This window comes from Burkholderia metallica (assembly GCF_902832845.1).
Taxonomy (GTDB): Bacteria; Pseudomonadota; Gammaproteobacteria; order Burkholderiales; family Burkholderiaceae; genus Burkholderia; species Burkholderia metallica.
In genome coordinates this window covers 284,194-301,683 of sequence record NZ_CADFDB010000007.1, presented here as the reverse complement: position 1 = coordinate 301,683, position 17,490 = coordinate 284,194, and the positions used below count along the sequence as shown (strand labels likewise).

Genomic DNA, 17,490 nt, shown 5'->3' with positions numbered 1-17,490 from the left:
ATGACGACCGCCCCGGTCCGCCCCGATGCCGGCCCCCAGCATGCCGACCATTTCGCCGTGCACGACGCGGCCCCGCCGCCGCCCACGCGGCGCATCGGTCTCGATGCGCTGGCCGGCCTGTCGATCGCGGGCCTGCTGATCCCCGAGGCGGTCGCCTATGCGGGGCTGGCCAACTTGCCGCCGCAGGCCGGTCTCATCGCGTTGCTGTCGGGGCTCGTCGTCTATGCGCTCACCGGCAGCAGCCGTTTCGCGATCGTGTCGTCGACGTCGTCGTCGGCCGCCGTGCTCGCGGCGACCGTGCTCGCGGAGTCGGGGATGGCGCTCGCCGCGCAACTCGCGCTTGCGGCGGCGCTCGTCGCGATGACGGGCGTGCTGTTCATCCTGGCAGGCGCCGCGCGGCTCGGCGGCATGTCGGATTTCGTCGCGCGGCCGGTGCTGCGCGGCTTCACGTTCGGCCTCGCACTGACGATCGTCATCAAGCAGTTGCCGAAGATTCTCGCGATTTCCGTGCATCACAGCGATGCGCCGCACGTCGCGCTCGACCTGATCGCCGGCGCGCCGCATGCGGATCTCGCGAGCGTCGTGCTCGGTGCGATCGCACTGGCGCTGCTGTTCGCGCTCGGGCGAAGCGCGCGCGTGCCCGCGACGCTCGTCGTGATCGTGCTGTCGATCGCGGCCGGCTATGCGATCGACTGGCAGCGATACGGGATCGCGATCGTCGGCCATATCGATTTCTCGCATATCGCGTTCGGCCTGCCGAGCCTCGACCGCAACGCGTGGATGCAGACTGTCGAACTGGCGTTCGCGCTGATGCTGATCCTGTACGCAGAGTCGTACGGATCGATCCGCAACTTCGCGCTCAAGCATGGCGACAGCGTGTCGCCGAACCGCGACCTCGTCGCGCTCGGCTGCGCGAACCTCGTATCGGGCCTGCTGCACGGGATGCCGGTCGGCGCCGGCTACTCGGCGACCTCGGCGAACGAAGCGGCCGGTGCGCAGTCGCGTTTTGCCGGCCTGTGGGCGGCGGGCGTGGTCGCGCTGATCGTCTGGCTGCTGCTGCCGCAGCTTGCGCGCATACCGGAGCCGGTGCTCGCGGCGATCGTGATCTTCGCGGTCAGTCATTCGCTGCATCCGTCGGTATTCCGGCCGTACTGGGCCTGGCGTCGCGACCGGCTCGTCGTGATCGCCGCGCTGCTCGCGGTGCTCGTGCTCGGCGTGCTGCACGGATTGCTCGCGGCGATCGGCGTGAGCCTGCTGCTGACGCTGCGCAAGCTGTCCGAGCCGAACGTCAGCGTGCTCGGCCGGCTGCGCGACAGTCACGACTTCGTCGACGTGGCGAGCCACGCCGATGCGAAGCCGGTGCCGGGCGTGCTGATCGTGCGGCCGGAGGCGCAGCTGTTCTTCGCGAATGCCGACCGGATGCTGAACCGCGTGCGGGCGCTGATGAAGGCCGCGCCGGGCACGCATACCGTGATGCTGAGCCTCGAGGAAACGCCGGACGTCGACAGCACGACGATCGAATCGTTGCGCACGTTCGCGGCCGAATGCACGGCGCGCGGGTTGCGGCTCGCGATCGTGCGGCTCAAGGTGCACGCGCTGCATGCGTTGCGTCGCGCGGCGGACGATACGCTGCCCGACGATGCGATGTCCGAACTGAGCGTCGACGAGAGCCTGCAACTGCTGCAGGCCGGGATGCCGCCGGACGGCAGCGCCGCCGCGACCGCCGCATGACGCGGCGGCGCGCCGGCGCGCGCTACTGCGCGACCGCGGTGTCGGTCGAGCGCGCGATCATGCCGGCCACTTCGGCCGCCGTCGGCGCATACGCGCCCGCATGCGCGCAGGCGACCGCCGCGCACGCGGCTGCGTAGCGCAGATGTTCGTCGGCCGACGCGCCGGGACGCGCAAGCTGGCTCGCGAGCCAGCCGCCGATGCTCGCATCGCCGCAGCCGACGGTGTCGGCCACGTCCGTCGGGAACGCGGGCTGGAATAGCACGGTGTCGCGGTGCAGGAGCTGCATGCCGGCTGCGCCGCGCGTGACGAGCATCGTCGCGTCGGGCGCCCACGTGCGCAGTTGCGCGAGCGCGGCGGCTTCGTCGAGTTCGGGAAACAGCCCGCGCAGATCTTCGTCGGATACCTTGATCCAGTCGGCGAGCCCGGCCAGCCGGCGCAGCGTGTCGCGATACGACGGCGCGGCCATCGGCGCGCGGAAGTTCGGGTCGAACGAGATCCGCTTGCCGGCTGCCCGCGCGGCTTGCGCCACTTCGATCAGGCGGCCCGCGAGCGGCTCGCGCACGACGCCGAGCGAGCCGACGTGCACGATCTCGGCCGCGTCGAGCGCGCCGTCGGGCAGGTCCGCCGGATCGAACGCGAGATCGGCGCTGTTTTCGCCGATGAAGAAATAGTGCGGCGGCTGTTTCGACACGACCATCGCGAGCAGCGGCGCGCGATCGACCTGCCGGATGAAGCGCAGGTCGAGCCCCGCGTCGGCGCTCTTGCGCATCAGCTCGTCGCCGAAGGTGTCGCGGCTGACCGTGCCGGCGAAGGCCGTCGGCACGCCGAGTCGCGCACCGACGCGCGCAACGTTCCAGCATGAGCCGCCGGCGACGCTGTGCCAGTGATGCGCGTCGTCGCGGATGAAATCAGTCAGTGCTTCGCCGAATACGATCAGGCGGGGGAACGTCGTCGTCATGTCTGAACCCTGTGCCGCGGGGTTGTGCGCGGCCTTGCTGCGGTTGATCCGGAAAAGGCGGGCGGCGCGGGCCGTCGCATGCGGCGACGCGGCCCGGCACTGCCCGGTGTGCGCCGGGACGGGCGGCGCGCTCAGCGCGGCGTGCTCCAGCCCTTGTAGGTCTTCACGTTGTCACGCGTGATGAGTGCCGGTTCGATCAGAATCATCGGGTTGGCCGGCTTCTGGCCGTTCATGATCCCGTAGCCGACGTTGACAGCCTGCTGCGCCATCGCCCACGGGTCCTGGCTCGATGACGCCTGCACGAGCGTGTTGGACTTGAGCGCGACCTCGATGTCGGGCGCACCGTCGACCGACGTGATCACGATGCCCGGACGGTTCAGCTGTTTCGCGGCGAGATCGCTGCCGATCGCCTGCGGGTCGTTGATCGTGAACACCGCATCGAGCTTCGGAAAGCGCGTCAGGTAGCCCTGCATCGCATTCATCCCGCCTTCGCGCGAGCCTTTGCCGTCCTGGTCGCTCGACAGCAGCTTGATGCCCGCGTTCTTCGCGAGCACGGACTTGCAGCCGTTGACGCGATCGATCACGGCCGACACCTGCGGACCGTTCTCGATGATCACATTACCCTTGCCGTTGAGTTTCTTCACGATGTAGTCGCATGCCAACTCGCCGGCCTTCACGTTGTTGGTCTGCACGGTCGCGTTCGCACCGGCCGCCGCGACGTCGACCGCGACGACCGTGATGCCGGCCGCCTGCGCCTTCTTCACCGCCGGCTCGATCGCCTTCGGGTCGGTGGCGTTGAGCAGGATCATGTCGACGTGCGCGGAGATGAAGTTGTCGATCTGCGTGAACTGCTTGTTCAGGTCGTAGTCGGCCGACACGGCCGTGACCTTCGCGTTCGGGTTGAGCTGTTTCGCGCGCGCTTCGGCGCCTTTCACGATCGTGACGAAATACGGATTGCCGAGCGACCCGACCGTGACGCCGATCGATTTCAGCGGCTTGTCGGCTGCGTGGGCGGCGGCTGCGCCGAAGGCGAGTGCGCAGGCGACGGCGGTCAGGGCGGCGGTGTGCTTGAACATGTCGTTGTGTCTCCGTGAGGTCTGTTGGCGAACGGGCGCAGGAGGACCTGCCTGCGCCCCGATGGTTGAACGGTGAGGGACGGGTATCAGGTACGGGCCGAGTCGCGCTGGCGATAGCGGTCGAGCGCGACCGCGCCGATGATCACGAGCCCCTTGATGATGTACTGCCAGATGTCGGACACGCCGAGCAGCACGAGGCCGTTGGTCAGCACCGCGATGATCAGCGCGCCGATCAGCGTGCCGACGATCGAACCGACGCCGCCGACGAAGCTCGTGCCGCCGAGGATCACCGCGGCGATCGCATCGAGCTCGTACGACTGGCCGAGCTGCAGGCCGTTGGCCGCATAGAGCCGCGCGGCCGACATCACCGCGCCGAGGCCCGCGAGCAGGCCCGACGCCGCATACACGAACATCTGGATCGCCCGCACGTTGATGCCCGACAGGCGCGCGGCTTCCGGATTGCCGCCGACCGAATAGATACGCATCCCGAGCACCGTGCGGCGCAGGATGAACCACGAGATCGCGATCACCGCACACGCGATCACGACGAGCCATGGCACGCCGAGGATCGAGCCGTTGCCGATGAACGCGAACGGCAGCTGCGGGTTGAACACGGTCGTGTCGTTGCCGATCAGGCGGGCGACGCCGCGCACGGCCGTCATCGCGCCGAGCGTAACGATGAACGGCGGCAGGCGCAGGAACGAGATCAGGCCGCCGTTGATCGCGCCGAACACGAGGCCGACGGCGAGCGCGAACGGCACGCCGAGCCAGCCCCAGCCGGGGATCGTCGACGCGAGCAGCGCCGCGACGGCCGCGGCGGCGAGCACCGAGCCGACCGACAGGTCGATGCCGCCCGTCAGGATCACGAAGGTCATGCCGGCGGCGAGCACGATGTTGATCGACGCCTGCTGCGTGACGATCGACAGGTTCTGCAGCGTGAAGAAGCCGTCGGTCAGGAAGCCGAAGCCGATGCACAGCACCAGCAGCACCGGCAGCATGCCGGCGGTGCGGATCAGCGACTGCATGCGGGCGCGATGATCGGCGCCGCGCATCAGGGGCGTACGGTTGGCGACCGGATGGGCCGTCGCGGAAGCGAGGTTCCGCTGCTTGGTCGGGTTGATCATTTCGGTAACCTGAAAGTAAAAAAGAAATGAAAAGGGCTCAGTGCGCGTCGGCGAGTTCGGCCTGCGAGCCGGTCGCGAGCGCAATGATGGCTTCCTGCGTGATGGGCGTCTGCGTGTAGCCGCCGAGTTCTCCGGCGATTTCGCCTTCGCGCATCACGAGCACGCGATCGGCCACGCCGATGATCTCCGGCAGTTCGCTCGAGATCACGATCACACCGACGCCGGCACGGGCCAGCTCGTTGATGATCCGGTAGATTTCGGATTTCGCGCCGATGTCGACGCCGCGCGTCGGCTCGTCGAGGATCAGCACGCGCGGTTTCGTCTCGAGCAGCCGCGACAGCAGCACTTTCTGCTGGTTGCCGCCGGACAGCGCGCCGACGTTGACGTTCGCGTGCGGAACGCGGATCGACAGCGACGTGATCGCGTCGCGCGCGCGTTCGGCGCCGCGCGCGAGGTCGAGCGCGCCGAGCCGTGCATCGCGGCTGCAGACCGAGATGTTGATGTTGTCGCGCACGCTCATGTCGAGGAACAGGCCCTGGCGCTTGCGGTCTTCGGTCAGGTAGACGAGGCCGGCGTCGATCGCGTCTCGCGGCGAGTGCGCGCCGAACGTGCGGTCGCCCACCTTCACGTCGCCGCGCACGCGCGGCTCCGCGCCGAAGATCAGCCGTGCGAGTTCGGTGCGGCCTGCGCCGACGAGCCCTGCGATGCCGAGCACTTCGCCCGCGTGCAGGTCGAGGCTGCAGCCGCGCACGCGCGCGCCGTCGGCGACGTCACGCACCGACAGCAGCAGGTGGCCGGGATCGTACGGTGCGTGTTCCTTCTTGTAGAAGCCGGAGATGTCGCGGCCGACCATCATCGCGACGAGCCGCTCGGCCGACAGCGACGCGCGTTCGAGCGTGCCGACGTACGCGCCGTCGCGCAGCACCGACACGCGATCGGACAGTTCGTAGATTTCCGCCATCCGGTGGCTGATATAGATGATCGCGAGACCTTCCTCGCGCAACTGGCGGATCAGGCGGAACAGGTGCTCGGTTTCGCGCGACGACAGCGGCGTGGTCGGCTCGTCCATCACGAGGATGCGTGCGCGGGTGTGTACGGCGCGCGCGATCTCGACGAGCTGTTGTTCCGCGATCGACAGCGTGCCGACGAGCGTGTCGGGCCCGAACGACGCGCCCAGCCGCGCGAGCACGTCCTCGCAGCCGCGCGCCATCGCCGCGCGGTCGATCGTGCCCCAGCGCCGGTTGCCGCGCCGCAGTTCGCGGCCGATGTAGATGTTTTCCGCGACGCTCAGGTTCGGCGACAGGCACAGCTCCTGGTAGATCACCGCGACGCCGGCATCGCGCGCGGCGAGCGGGCCGTCGACGTCGATGCGCTGGCCGTCGATCAGGATCTCGCCGCCGGCGTCGGCGCGGTATGCGCCCGACAGGATCTTCATCAGCGTCGACTTGCCCGCGCCGTTCTCGCCCATCAGGGAGTGGATCTCGCCCGGATAAACGGTCAGGCTGACGTTGTCGAGCGCGCGCACGGCCGGGAACGTCTTGCTGATCCCGCGCATCTCGAGCAGCGGGCGGGGCGACTCAGAACGCGACATGGTGGACCTCCTGCAAATCGGTGCGGGCGCCCTTGAGGATGCCGGCCCGCGGGGAGAAGTTGAAATACATCGGCAGCGTGGCGGCGCCGATCGCGCCGGCGTCGGCGCCGAACGTGCCGCGCACGAGCACCGGCGTGCCGCGCGCCTCGGGCGCGGTGGCTGCGAGCGCCGCGCGCAGGCGGGTCGTGACCGCGTCGAGCAGGCCCGCGTCGGTGTCGGCGTCGAGCACGACTACCGGCGTATCGACCACGCACAGCACCGCACGCAATGCCGGCGCCAGCGCGTCGACGCAATCGTCGATCCATTCGTCGACGGCCGGCAGGCCGCGCGCGATGCAGGCTTCGAGATCGGCACGGTTCTCGACCGTCTCGCCGTGATGGCGCAGGTGGCGCACGAGCGCATGCAGCGAGGCGCGTGCGAGCAGGATGTCCCACGGGCCGCGCGGTGGCGGCGCGGACGCCAGCCGGCTCGGCGGCACCGGAATCACCGCGATGTCGCCGGCATTGCCGGTCACGCCGCGCAGGCAGTCGCCGTCGATCGCGATGCCGCCGCCGATCGCCGGGCCGATGAACAGGTAGACGAAGTCGTCGCACTGCCGGCCGTACCCGTAGAACAGTTCGGCGATCGCGGCCGCGTTGCCGTCGTTTTCGCCGAAGACGGGCAGCGACAGCGTGCGACCGAGGTCGCTCGCGAAGTCGACGTCTTCCCACGCGCGGAACGTGTCGGGGGCAAGGCCGAGTTCGCGCATCCACGCGCCGAGGTTGTAAGGCTGAGCGACGCCGATGCCGGTCAGGCGGGCGCGGTCGTGGTCGGGGAGGAGTGCCTGCATCGCGTCGATGTCGCGACGGACGATCTCGAGCACGTCGGCAGGCGCAGGCAGCAACGTGTCGTGCGAGCGACGGCCGAGCACGTCGCCCGCGAAATTGACGAGCGCCGTCTCGATGCGCATCCGGTCGAGATGGACGCCGATGCCGAACGCGCCGCGCGGGTCGAGGCGAATCAACGAAGCCGGCTGGCCGCGCTGGCCTTCGGTGCGGCCCGCGAATTCGATCAGCTTCGCGTCGGCGAGCGACGCGATGATGCTGCCGACCGCCGTGCCCGTCATGTTCGCGAGGCGGGCGAGGTCGGCCTTCGACGCGCTGCCTGCACGGCGCAGCGTCTTCAGCAGCAGGCGCTCGTTGTAACGGCGCACGTTGGCCGAATTGCTGCCCTGGCCGAAGTGCGGGCTTCTCATGGCGTCTCCTTCCATGTCGCATCGCTGGGCGACGCATTAAATAAATCACGTTGATTTATTTAACCGCGTGAGCGCGGATATGTCAGCCTAGGGAAATCCCGGTTTTGGAGGCGATGGGAGTGCGGGGATGGTGAATCGGGGATGGATCGCGGAGACCGGAACGGAGCGTCAGGGCGAGGTTATGCAAGTGTGGTGCGAACCTGCGGCAATGGGGCGTCGCAGGATTCGGGGCATGCTGTGCCGGCTTGCGCCGAGGTGATTGATTCGCTTGCGAAGAGGAGGTATTTCCGGAGCCGGAAATGAAAAAAGGCCGGCTAGAAGCCGACCTTTTTATAAATCAAGTGGTGCCCAGGAGAGGACTCGGTCACACGTGCGCGACCCCGGCAGCGCTTGCAAGCGCTGCCTTTCGAGTCCTCGCGCAAAGCGCGCAGGCGCTTTGCTTCCTGGGCCGGAAATGAAAAAAGGCCGGCTAGAAGCCGACCTTTTTAAAAACAGATGGTGCCCAGGAGAGGACTCGAACCTCCACGATGTTGCCACCGCTAGGACCTGAACCTAGTGCGTCTACCAATTCCGCCACCTGGGCACGTTTTGCAGTAGCTGCCTGCTGCAAAGAAGCGAAATTATAGCGCCCCAATTATTCGTGTCAACACTTTTTTGCGATGCACCTCAAACCGGGCTCCGCCGCCCCTGCCGGGGCCATTCACGTTATTTGGCGACACACGCGGGTGATAGAATGACCCGCCGCCGTCAATATAGAACTGTCTGAAGGACACCTCTATGTTGATGCCGTGCACCATCAGTCAACGCAACGAGAACAATCATCGACAAACCCTTGAGCAAATATCCGTACCCCATTCCGAGCCGTGAAGAAATTCTCGGCGTGCTGCGTACGAGCGACGCGCCGCTGGCCGCCAACGACATCGCCGAAGCACTGTCGATCAAGCGCCAAGAGCGCGAGGGGTTCTTCCGGCGTGTCGCCGCGATGGAGCGCGACGGCCAGATCCGCCTCGACAAGCGCGGCCATTACCAGTTGACCCATCCGTCGAACTTCGTCGCCGGGCGCGTGCAAGGGCATCGCGACGGCTACGGGTTCGTGATCCGCGACGACGGCCAGGACGACCTGTTCCTGCCGAACGGCGAAATGCAGAAGGTGATGCACAACGACCGCGTGCTCGCGCGGATCGTCGGCTACGATCGCCGCGGCCGTCCGGAAGGGCACGTCGTCGAAGTCACCGAGCGCGCGAACAAGCGCGTGATCGGCCGCCTGCTCAACGAGAACGGCGCGCTGATCGTCGCACCGGAAGACAAGCGCATCGGCCACGACATCCTGATCACGCAGAACGTGAAGAAGGCGAAGGTCGGTCAGGTCGTCGTCGTCGAACTGACCGATTTCCCCAGCCGTCATTCGCAGCCGCTCGGCCGTGTCGTCGAGGTGCTCGGCGACATCGACGACCCGGGCATGGAAATCGAGATCGCGGTGCGCAAGTACGGCGTGCCGCACGAATTCAGCCAGCCGGCCCTCGACGAAGCCGCCGCGCTGCCCGACAAGGTGCGGCCGGGCGACCTGCGTTTCCGCGTCGACCTGCGCGACGTGCCGCTCGTGACGATCGACGGCGAGGACGCCCGCGACTTCGACGACGCCGTCTACTGCGAGCCGGTCAAGGTCGGCCGCGGCGACGGCTACCGGCTGATCGTCGCGATCGCCGATGTATCGCACTACGTACAGCCGGGCAGCGGGCTCGATGCCGACGCGCTCGAACGCAGCACGTCGGTCTACTTCCCGCGGCGCGTGATTCCGATGCTGCCGGAGAAACTGTCGAACGGCCTGTGCTCGCTGAATCCGCACGTTGACCGTTGCGTGCTCGCGTGCGACATGGTGATCACCGCGCGCGGAGAGATCAAGGCGTACCAGTTCTATCCGGCCGTCATCCATTCGGCCGCACGCCTGACGTACACCGAAGTCGCGGCCGTGCTGTCGAACACGAAGGGGCCGGAGGCCGCGCGTCGTGCCGATCTGCTGCCGCACCTGCAGGATCTGTACGGCGTCTACAAGTCGCTGTTCACCGCCCGCCAGAAGCGCGGCGCGATCGACTTCGACACGACCGAGACCTACATCGTCTGCAATTCGCAGGGCAAGATCGAACAGATCGTCCCGCGCCAGCGCAACGATGCGCACAAGCTGATCGAGGAATGCATGCTGGCCGCGAACGTCTGCGCGGCCGACTTCCTGAAGCGCAACAAGCATCCGGGCCTGTACCGCGTGCACGCGGGGCCGACGCCGGAGAAGCTCGAGAACCTGCGCGCGTTCCTGCGCGGCATGGGCCTGTCGCTCGGCGGCGGCGACAAGCCGCACGCGAGCGACTATGCGGCGCTGATGGCGCAGATCCGCGACCGGCCCGATGCGCAGATGCTGCAGCCGATGCTGCTGCGCTCGATGCAGCAGGCCGTCTACAGCCCGGACAACATCGGTCACTTCGGTCTCGCCTACGAGGCGTACGCGCACTTCACGAGCCCGATCCGCCGCTATCCTGACCTGCTCACGCACCGCGCGATCTACGCGATCCTGTCGGGCAAGAAGTACACGCCGAAGGCGCCGGAAGGCTTCGAGCTGAACACCGCGCTGTCGCCGCGCGCCCGTGCGATGCAGCAGGCCGACGACGAATCGCGCGGCCGTTCGCGCTCGAACACGGCGATCTGGGAAGAACTCGGCCTGCACTGCTCGGCGAACGAGCGCCGCGCGGACGAAGCGTCGCGCGACGTCGAAGCCTGGCTCAAGTGCTACTTCATGCGCGACAAGCTCGGCGAGGAGTACGGCGGGATGGTGAACGGCGTCACGTCGTTCGGCATCTTCGTGCAGCTCGACACGCTCTTCATCGAAGGGCTCGTGCACGTCACGGAACTTGGCTCGGACTACTTCCAGTACGACGAGATCAAGAACGAGCTGCGCGGCGAGCGCACGGGCATCCGCTATCGCCTGTCGGATCGCGTGCGCGTGCAGGTGAGCCGCGTCGATCTCGACGCACGCAAGATCGACTTCCGCCTCGTGCGCGATACGCCGGTGAAGGCGCCGCGTCCGTCGCCCGCACCGGCTTCCGCCGGCGGCGGTATCGACCGCAACGGCCCGCGCGTGCGTGCGCTGCCGCAGGCGGAGGAACCGGCGCCGCGCCGCAAGAAGGCTGCGAGCGCGCCGAGCGTCGCGGTGAAGGAAGCGCGCGCCGCGCGTGCCGCCGCGAAGAAGAAGGGCGGCAGTGGCGGTAGTGGCGGCGGTGCGGCGGCCAAGCCGACCGCGAAGAAGACGCACGTTCGCAAGAAGTATTGAGCGTTCGGGGCGGGCGCCGCGCGCCTGCCCTGCAGTATCGAGAGACGCCGCGTCACCGGCCATCGGCCGGCTACGCGGCGCTTTCCTTTTCCATGGATCGCGGCTGCGCGTATCGCGCGACCGCACGTTTGATCGAAGGTTGTTCCAGTCATGTCACGTCTGAAGGTTCTTTACGGTTTTCATGCGGTGACCGCACGTTTGCGGCACGATGCATCGACGGTTGCGGAGGTGCTGTACGACCAGACGCGCCGCGACCGCCGCATGCAGGACTTCCTGCACACCGCGAAGGAAGCGGGCGTGCGGCTGATCGCGGCCGACGAAACGCGCCTGTGGGGCCTCGCCCATACCGAGCGTCACCAGGGCGTCGTCGCGCGTGTCGAGGACGTCCCGCTCGCGCAGAACCTGTCCGAGCTGCTCGACGGCATCCAGGGGCCCGCGCTGCTGCTGGTGCTCGACGGCGTCACCGATCCGCACAACCTCGGCGCGTGCCTGCGTGTCGCCGATTCGGCCGGCGCGCATGCGGTGATCGCGCCGCGCGACCGCGCGGTCGGCCTGAACGCGACCGCGGCCAAGGTGGCGAGCGGCGCGGCCGATACGGTGCCGTACATCACGGTGACGAACCTCGCCCGCGCGCTGCGCGAGCTGAAGGACGCCGGCGTGTGGATCATCGGCACGTCGGACGAGGCGTCGGCCACGCTCTACGAAACGAGGCTCGACGGCCCCGTCGCGCTCGTGATGGGTGCGGAAGGGGAAGGCATGCGCCGGCTCACGCGCGACACCTGCGACGAAGTGATGAGCATCCCGATGGCCGGCAGCGTGGAAAGCCTGAACGTGTCGGTCGCAAGCGGTGTGTGCCTGTACGAAGCCGTGCGCCAGCGGCGCGTGAAGGGCTGACGCTGCGTGGTCCGCGCGGCCTGCGCGGGCCTCGCATGATCCGAACGACGCGTGCCGCGACCCGATGCGGCACGCCGCTCTGCGGAGTTCGCGACCAATGACCCTGTTTCGCGTTGGCGCATGCTGCGCCGTGCTTTGCCTGCTCGCTGCCTGTACGTCGTCGTCGCTCGTCGAACGCGGTACCTACTACGCCGACACGAGCCTGCACGCGCGCGGCGCCGATGCGCGCATCCGCTTTCTCGTGATGCATTACACCGAAAGCGACGAGCAGAAATCGCTGCGCACGCTGACGGGCGCGTCGGTCAGCGTGCATTACGTCATTCCCCCGCAGCCGCGCGTCGAGCACGGAATGCCCGTCGTCTATCAGCTCGTTCCGGAATCCGAGCGCGCGTGGCATGCGGGCGTCAGCGAGTGGCAGGGCACGACCGAGCTGAACGCGGTGTCGATCGGCATCGAGAACGTGAACCGCGGCCCGCTCGATCCGCAGAACCGCACCTGGCAGCCATATCCGCCCGAACAGGTCGCGGCACTCATCCGGCTGTCGAAGGACATCGTCGCGCGCTACGGCATTCCGCCGACGCGCGTGGTCGGACACAGCGACATCGCGCCGCAACGCAAGATCGATCCGGGGCCGCTGTTTCCGTGGCATGCGCTGGCCAGGGCCGGCGTCGGCGCGTGGCCGGACGACGCGACCGTGGCCGCGCGGCTCGGCGGCCGGGATCCGCATGCGCCGGTCGACGTGCGCGAACTGCAGCTCAGGCTTGCGCGCTACGGTTACGACGTCGCGACCGACGGCGTGCTCGACGCACGCACGCGACGTGTGTTCGCGGCGTTCCAGATGCATTTCAGGCCGACCGACTACGCAGGTAATCCGGACGCCGAAACAGAGGCGATCGCGCAGGCGTTGCTCGACAAATACTTCCCCGGCGCGCAACCGGCGGACGACGCGTCCGCGACGGCCGCGCCCTGAACCCGCGTCGCGTCGCACGCCGAAAAACCCGGGCCGTCATCCGAGTCCGGTAAACTGGCGGTTTTTCGCAATCCCGCAGCACGACCACTCCATGACTCAAGACGAACTCAAACGCCTCGTCGGCCAGGCCGCCGCCGACTACGTGATCCAGAACGTGCCGGAAGGCGCGGTGATCGGCGTCGGCACCGGCTCGACCGCCAACTGCTTCATCGACGCGCTCGCCGTCGTCAAGGCGCGGTATCGCGGCGCCGTGTCGAGCTCGGTGGCCACGACCGAACGCCTGAAGTCGCACGGCATCAAGGTGTTCGACCTGAACGAGATCGACGCGCTGCAGGTGTACGTCGACGGCGCCGACGAGATCGACGCGAGCGGCGCGATGATCAAGGGCGGCGGCGGTGCGCTCACGCGCGAGAAGATCGTCGCTTCGGTGGCCGACACGTTCGTCTGCATCGCGGACGCCAGCAAGCGCGTGCCGGTGCTCGGCGCGTTCCCGCTGCCGATCGAAGTCGTGCCGATGGCGCGCACGGCGATCGGCCGGCGCGTGACCGCGCTCGGCGGCGTGCCCGTGCTGCGCGTGACGAAGGACGGGGCGCCTTACATCACCGACAACGGCAACGAGATCATCGACGTGAAGGGGCTGCAGATCGCCGATCCGCGGGGTTTCGAAGCGCAGGTGAACGCATGGCCGGGCGTCGTGACGGTCGGCCTGTTCGCGCAACGCGGCGCGAATCTGTGCCTGCTCGGCACGGAAAGCGGCGTGGAAACGATCGCTTATTCGGCTAATTGAAAGACATGACAAGCAGTCCGTAATGGCATGTCGGATGTCGTAATGGACTAAATGTTTAAATCTTGTGGAAATCGGGGCCCGGCAGGCGCAATGCGCTTCCCGGGCCTTATTTTTAGCCGTATAAATCACCCCGTCCAAAAGAGGGATAACCCTGTCAGGTGTTTACCAGATAGCGAAATGTCCTCGAACTCATCAACTTATAGATCATAAGAACAGTCGTAACCAGGGCCGGCGGAACTGCGGAGCAGGTGTTCGCAAATCGACGCACGGGGAGGTGTCATGGAGCAGGGCAAAGACCGGTCATTGGTCGCCAAAGTGATGGATGGGCTTGTCTCGGGTATCGTCGAGGACAAGTACGGCGGCATCTTGCCGCCACAGGACGTGCTGTCGAAAGAGTTCGATGTGAGTCGCACCGTGATGCGCGAAGCGTTGTCGATGTTGCTTGCGCGCGACATGCTCGACGTGCGTCCGAAAGTCGGTACGCGTGTGCGGCCCATGCGTGACTGGCGCATGATCGACGAAGACGTGGTGAGCTGGCGATTCCGGGCGAAACCCGATCCGCAGTTCATGCGCGACGTCATCGAATTCCGGATGCTGATCGAACCGCGTGCGACCGCGCAGGCGGCCGTGCGAGCGACGGCCGCCGACATCGCGGGCATCCGCGAAGCGTTCGATGCGTTCAAGGTGCTGCAGCCGGGCGACACCGGCTACGACACGGCGGACGAGCTGCTGCACACGCGGATCGTGCAGGCGAGCGGCAACCAGTTCTTCCAGCAGATGGCGGCGATCGTGCGCGGTGCGGTGCGCCTCGTGAATCCGCGTGTCGTGCAGAAGGAAGGGGCGCACGACGTCGTGGTGAAGGCGCATGCGCGGGTGGTCGACGCGATCGAGCGGCGCGACCCGCGCGAGGCCGAAGCCGCTTCGCTCGCGCTGATCGATTTCAGCGCCGACGAAATCTCGCGCGATTTCTCCGTCGACGTGCCCATGCGCGCCTGACGCGGCACGCATCGCTCATCCGTGTGACGCCGGGCCGTTTATCATGACGACCGGCCGGCAGCGTGCCGGCCACCGTCATACGACCGACACGGAAGATCAGGATGAACGACAACGACCCTCGCCCGGTGCGCTTCGGCATCGTCGGCGCCGGCAGCATTGCGCGCCGCTTCGCGCAAAGCCTCGCCCACGTGCCGGGCGCCACGCTCGCAGGTGCCTGGGCGCGCCGCGCGGACGCCGCGGCAGCCTTTTGCGAAACATGCGGCGGCACGCCTGCCGCGAGTCTCGACGCGCTCCTCGCGAGCGACATCGACGCGGTCTACATCGCGACGCTTCACGACAGTCACGCGCAGTACACGCTGGCCGCGCTGGCCTCCGGCAAGGCCGTGCTGTGCGAAAAGCCCGCCACGCTGAACGCGGCGCAGCTCGACACCGTGCTGCGGGCGGCCCGCGACACCGGGCGGCTTTTCATGGAGGCGATGAAGCCGCCGTTCTTTCCGCTGTACCGTCGGTTGCGCGCGCATCTGCTCGACGATCCGATTGGCGAGATCCGGCTCGTGCGGGCCGGGTGTGCCTCGTCGACGGTACCGGACGACCATTCCGTCTATCGTCTCGATCGCGCGGGCGGCGCGCTGCTCGACATCGGCATCTACGAAGCATTCCTTGCGGTCGACTGGCTCGGCGCGGCGCGCGACGTGCAGACGCTCGGCCGCGTCGGCGCGACGGGTGTCGACCTGTTCGCGAGCCTGAACAGCGTGCACGCGAACGGCGGAATCGCACAGCTCTTTTGCGGGCTCGACGTGATGGGGCGCGGCGACGCGCTGATCGCCGCGGCCGGCGGCCACGTGACGATTCACGAGAAGTGGTGGAACCCCGTGCGTGCGACGATCCGCTACGCGGACGGGCGCACCGTCGAACTCGATGCGCCGGCCGACGGCGGCGGGCTGAACTACGAGACCGCGCATTTCTGCGACCTGCTGCGCGCGGGCAAGACCGAAAGCCCGATCATCACGCACGACCATTCGCGGCAGATGATCGCGATGACGGATGCCGCGCGAGCGGCGCTCGGCGTGCGCTATTCGGGCGAATGAGGGGGAATAAGAGGGAAGCAGGTGCCGGGCGCGCGCATGCGGCCCGGCGTCGTCGCGTACGCTCAGTGCCGCGACGGCAGCGACAGGCGTTTCTCGTACCAGCGCTGCACCCATTCGAGGATCTGGCACAGGATCCAGTACACGGCCGCGGCGGCGAGATAGAGCGGCAGCGGCTGGTAGGTTGCCGCGATCACTTCCTGCGCGCTGCGCAGCAGTTCGGTCACGGTGATCACGGAGACGAGCGACGTGTCCTTGATCAGGCTGATCAGGCTGTTCGACAGGCTCGGCACCGCGATGCGCAGCGCCTGCGGACCGATCACGTAGCGCAGCGTCTGCCCCCACGACAGCCCGAGGCTGTACGCGGCGAGCCATTGGCCGCGCGCGATCCCGTTGATCGCGCCGCGCATGCTTTCCGACATATAAGCGGCGACGTTCGCGGACAGCGCGATGACGCCGGCGGGCGTCGGGTCGAGCGAGATGCCGAGGCTCGGCAGCCCGTAATAGATGACGAAGATCTGCACGAGCAGCGGCGTGCCGCGCATCAGGCTCACGTACGCGCGCGCGAGCCATGCGAGCGCATTGACCCAGATACGTTCGAAGCCGTCGAGCGCTTCGCTTTGCCGGATGCCCATCATCGCGAGCACGACGGCGCCAAGCAGCCCGAACACCATCGACAGCACGGCGAACTTGACGGTCAGGACGGCGCCCTGGGCGAGCACCGGCAGCGATTGGACGAGCAGGGACGTTGTCGACATGGAATGCGAATCGAATGCGTGCGCGAAAGCGCAATCATAAACCGGACCAGTAAAACAAAGGGCGGCATCGTTGCGGATGCCGCCCTTTCCGGCCCGCCGTCAGGCGGGAAACAGAGGCGTGCTTACTTGATCGGTTTCGTCACGTCGATGCCGAACCACTTGTCCGAGATCTTCGTGAACGTGCCGTCGGCTTCGAGTTGCGTCATCGCGTCGTCGATCGCCTTCTGGAACTTCGGGTTGCCCTTCTTGAACGGGATGCCCGACGGGTTTGCGGAGCCGACGTTCGCGCCCGGGCGCAGCGGCAGTTGCGAATTCTTCGTCAGGTACGCGAGCATCAGGCGGTCGTTGAGCGCTGCGTCGAGACGGCCGGCGGCGAGGTCGCGCAGGTACTCGGGCGCGCCCGGATACGTCTTCACGTCGATGCCGGGCACCGACTTCGCCATGTCCATGTAATTCGTGCCGAGCGCGACGCCGAGCTTCTTGCCCTTCAGGTCTTCGAGCGACTTGAATTCACGGGTGTCGTCCTTGCGCTGGATCAGTTGCGCGGACGAGTACGTGTACGCCGGCGAGAAGTCGAGCGTTTCCTTGCGCTTGTCGGTGATGCCGACCTGGTTGGCGATCACGTCGAACTTGCCGGCCTGCAGGCCCGCAATGATGCCGCTCCATTCGGTCGTCACGAATTCCGCCTTCACGCCGAGCTTCGCGGCCACGGCCTTCGCGATGTCGACGTCGAAGCCGACCAGCTCGCCTTGCGGGTTCTTCGAGTTGAACGGCGGGAACGTGCCTTCGAGGCCGACCCGCAGCGTGCCGCGTTGTTTCACCTGGTCGAGGAGGTCGGCCGCGTGCGCGGTGGCGGCGGCAAACGTGGTGCCGATCAGGCCGGCAACCAGCAGCTTCTTCAGCAGCGCAATCTTCATCGTGTGTTTCCTTGCCCTGTCCGGGTCGTTGAATTCATTCGTGTAACGAG

Annotated in this window: 14 protein-coding genes and 1 tRNA gene; 7 read left to right on the top strand and 8 right to left on the bottom strand. The window is 67.4% G+C overall.

Annotated elements, in window-relative coordinates:
* Entirely contained in the window at positions 1-1,731 is a 1,731-nt protein-coding gene (locus tag HWX08_RS21155) for a SulP family inorganic anion transporter (RefSeq protein ID WP_174921136.1), read from the top strand.
* Between the two features lie 22 nt (positions 1,732-1,753).
* Here HWX08_RS21155 and HWX08_RS21150 read toward each other — a convergent pair whose 3' ends face one another.
* From HWX08_RS21150 to HWX08_RS21125, 6 genes are all read right to left on the bottom strand, one after another.
* A complete protein-coding gene (locus tag HWX08_RS21150) occupies positions 1,754-2,689 on the bottom strand; it encodes a carbohydrate kinase family protein (RefSeq protein ID WP_174921137.1) in 936 nt (311 codons plus the stop codon).
* A gap of 131 nt (positions 2,690-2,820) precedes the next feature.
* Positions 2,821-3,765 (bottom strand): ABC transporter substrate-binding protein, encoded by a 945-nt coding sequence (locus HWX08_RS21145; RefSeq protein WP_174921138.1) that lies wholly within the window; start codon positions 3,763-3,765, stop codon positions 2,821-2,823.
* A gap of 86 nt (positions 3,766-3,851) precedes the next feature.
* Entirely contained in the window at positions 3,852-4,889 is a 1,038-nt protein-coding gene (locus HWX08_RS21140; protein ID WP_069256513.1) for an ABC transporter permease subunit, read from the bottom strand.
* Between the two features lie 37 nt (positions 4,890-4,926).
* Positions 4,927-6,480: a sugar ABC transporter ATP-binding protein gene (locus HWX08_RS21135; protein ID WP_069256514.1), complete on the bottom strand. Its 1,554-nt coding sequence runs from the start codon at positions 6,478-6,480 to the stop codon at positions 4,927-4,929.
* Positions 6,467-7,714: an ROK family protein gene (locus HWX08_RS21130; protein ID WP_069257989.1), complete on the bottom strand. Its 1,248-nt coding sequence runs from the start codon at positions 7,712-7,714 to the stop codon at positions 6,467-6,469. Before HWX08_RS21130 ends, HWX08_RS21135 begins: the two co-directional genes overlap by 14 nt.
* Before the next feature lie 496 nt (positions 7,715-8,210).
* Positions 8,211-8,297, bottom strand: a tRNA-Leu gene (locus tag HWX08_RS21125).
* 249 nt (positions 8,298-8,546) lie between these two features.
* Here HWX08_RS21125 and rnr point away from each other — a divergent pair.
* From rnr to HWX08_RS21095, 6 genes are all read left to right on the top strand, one after another.
* The gene (gene rnr, locus HWX08_RS21120) at positions 8,547-11,033 is read left to right on the top strand and encodes a ribonuclease R (protein WP_174921140.1); all 2,487 of its coding nucleotides are present in this window, start codon (positions 8,547-8,549) and stop codon (positions 11,031-11,033) included.
* 150 nt (positions 11,034-11,183) lie between these two features.
* Positions 11,184-11,927 carry a 23S rRNA (guanosine(2251)-2'-O)-methyltransferase RlmB gene (gene rlmB, locus HWX08_RS21115; protein ID WP_174921141.1) on the top strand — a complete coding sequence of 248 codons (744 nt, stop codon included), beginning with the start codon at positions 11,184-11,186 and terminating at the stop codon, positions 11,925-11,927.
* 97 nt (positions 11,928-12,024) lie between these two features.
* A complete protein-coding gene (locus HWX08_RS21110) occupies positions 12,025-12,897 on the top strand; it encodes an N-acetylmuramoyl-L-alanine amidase (protein ID WP_174921142.1) in 873 nt (290 codons plus the stop codon).
* 91 nt (positions 12,898-12,988) lie between these two features.
* Positions 12,989-13,684: a ribose-5-phosphate isomerase RpiA gene (gene rpiA, locus HWX08_RS21105; RefSeq protein WP_069256519.1), complete on the top strand. Its 696-nt coding sequence runs from the start codon at positions 12,989-12,991 to the stop codon at positions 13,682-13,684.
* Positions 13,685-13,963: 279 nt separating this feature from the next.
* Positions 13,964-14,680: a FadR/GntR family transcriptional regulator gene (locus HWX08_RS21100; RefSeq protein WP_069256520.1), complete on the top strand. Its 717-nt coding sequence runs from the start codon at positions 13,964-13,966 to the stop codon at positions 14,678-14,680.
* A gap of 101 nt (positions 14,681-14,781) precedes the next feature.
* The gene (locus tag HWX08_RS21095) at positions 14,782-15,768 is read left to right on the top strand and encodes a Gfo/Idh/MocA family protein (RefSeq protein ID WP_174921143.1); all 987 of its coding nucleotides are present in this window, start codon (positions 14,782-14,784) and stop codon (positions 15,766-15,768) included.
* Positions 15,769-15,830: 62 nt separating this feature from the next.
* On the opposite strand, the gene HWX08_RS21090 is transcribed toward HWX08_RS21095, so the two are convergent.
* Positions 15,831-16,523 (bottom strand): amino acid ABC transporter permease, encoded by a 693-nt coding sequence (locus tag HWX08_RS21090; protein ID WP_006484207.1) that lies wholly within the window; start codon positions 16,521-16,523, stop codon positions 15,831-15,833.
* Between the two features lie 122 nt (positions 16,524-16,645).
* The gene (locus HWX08_RS21085; RefSeq protein ID WP_069256522.1) at positions 16,646-17,440 is read right to left on the bottom strand and encodes a cystine ABC transporter substrate-binding protein; all 795 of its coding nucleotides are present in this window, start codon (positions 17,438-17,440) and stop codon (positions 16,646-16,648) included.
* Positions 17,441-17,490 lie beyond the last annotated feature (50 nt).

Bases quoted from the DNA above. Each gene is read 5' to 3' on its own strand.
- HWX08_RS21155 (WP_174921136.1), top strand. From the start codon at position 1: ATGACGACCGCCCCGGTCCGCCCCGATGCCGGCCCCCAGCATGCCGAC.
- HWX08_RS21150 (WP_174921137.1), bottom strand. From the start codon at position 2,689: ATGACGACGACGTTCCCCCGCCTGATCGTATTCGGCGAAGCACTGACT.
- HWX08_RS21145 (WP_174921138.1), bottom strand. From the start codon at position 3,765: ATGTTCAAGCACACCGCCGCCCTGACCGCCGTCGCCTGCGCACTCGCC.
- HWX08_RS21140 (WP_069256513.1), bottom strand. From the start codon at position 4,889: ATGATCAACCCGACCAAGCAGCGGAACCTCGCTTCCGCGACGGCCCAT.
- HWX08_RS21135 (WP_069256514.1), bottom strand. From the start codon at position 6,480: ATGTCGCGTTCTGAGTCGCCCCGCCCGCTGCTCGAGATGCGCGGGATC.
- HWX08_RS21130 (WP_069257989.1), bottom strand. From the start codon at position 7,714: ATGAGAAGCCCGCACTTCGGCCAGGGCAGCAATTCGGCCAACGTGCGC.
- rlmB (WP_174921141.1), top strand. From the start codon at position 11,184: ATGTCACGTCTGAAGGTTCTTTACGGTTTTCATGCGGTGACCGCACGT.
- HWX08_RS21110 (WP_174921142.1), top strand. From the start codon at position 12,025: ATGACCCTGTTTCGCGTTGGCGCATGCTGCGCCGTGCTTTGCCTGCTC.
- rpiA (WP_069256519.1), top strand. From the start codon at position 12,989: ATGACTCAAGACGAACTCAAACGCCTCGTCGGCCAGGCCGCCGCCGAC.
- HWX08_RS21100 (WP_069256520.1), top strand. From the start codon at position 13,964: ATGGAGCAGGGCAAAGACCGGTCATTGGTCGCCAAAGTGATGGATGGG.
- HWX08_RS21095 (WP_174921143.1), top strand. From the start codon at position 14,782: ATGAACGACAACGACCCTCGCCCGGTGCGCTTCGGCATCGTCGGCGCC.
- HWX08_RS21090 (WP_006484207.1), bottom strand. From the start codon at position 16,523: ATGTCGACAACGTCCCTGCTCGTCCAATCGCTGCCGGTGCTCGCCCAG.
- HWX08_RS21085 (WP_069256522.1), bottom strand. From the start codon at position 17,440: ATGAAGATTGCGCTGCTGAAGAAGCTGCTGGTTGCCGGCCTGATCGGC.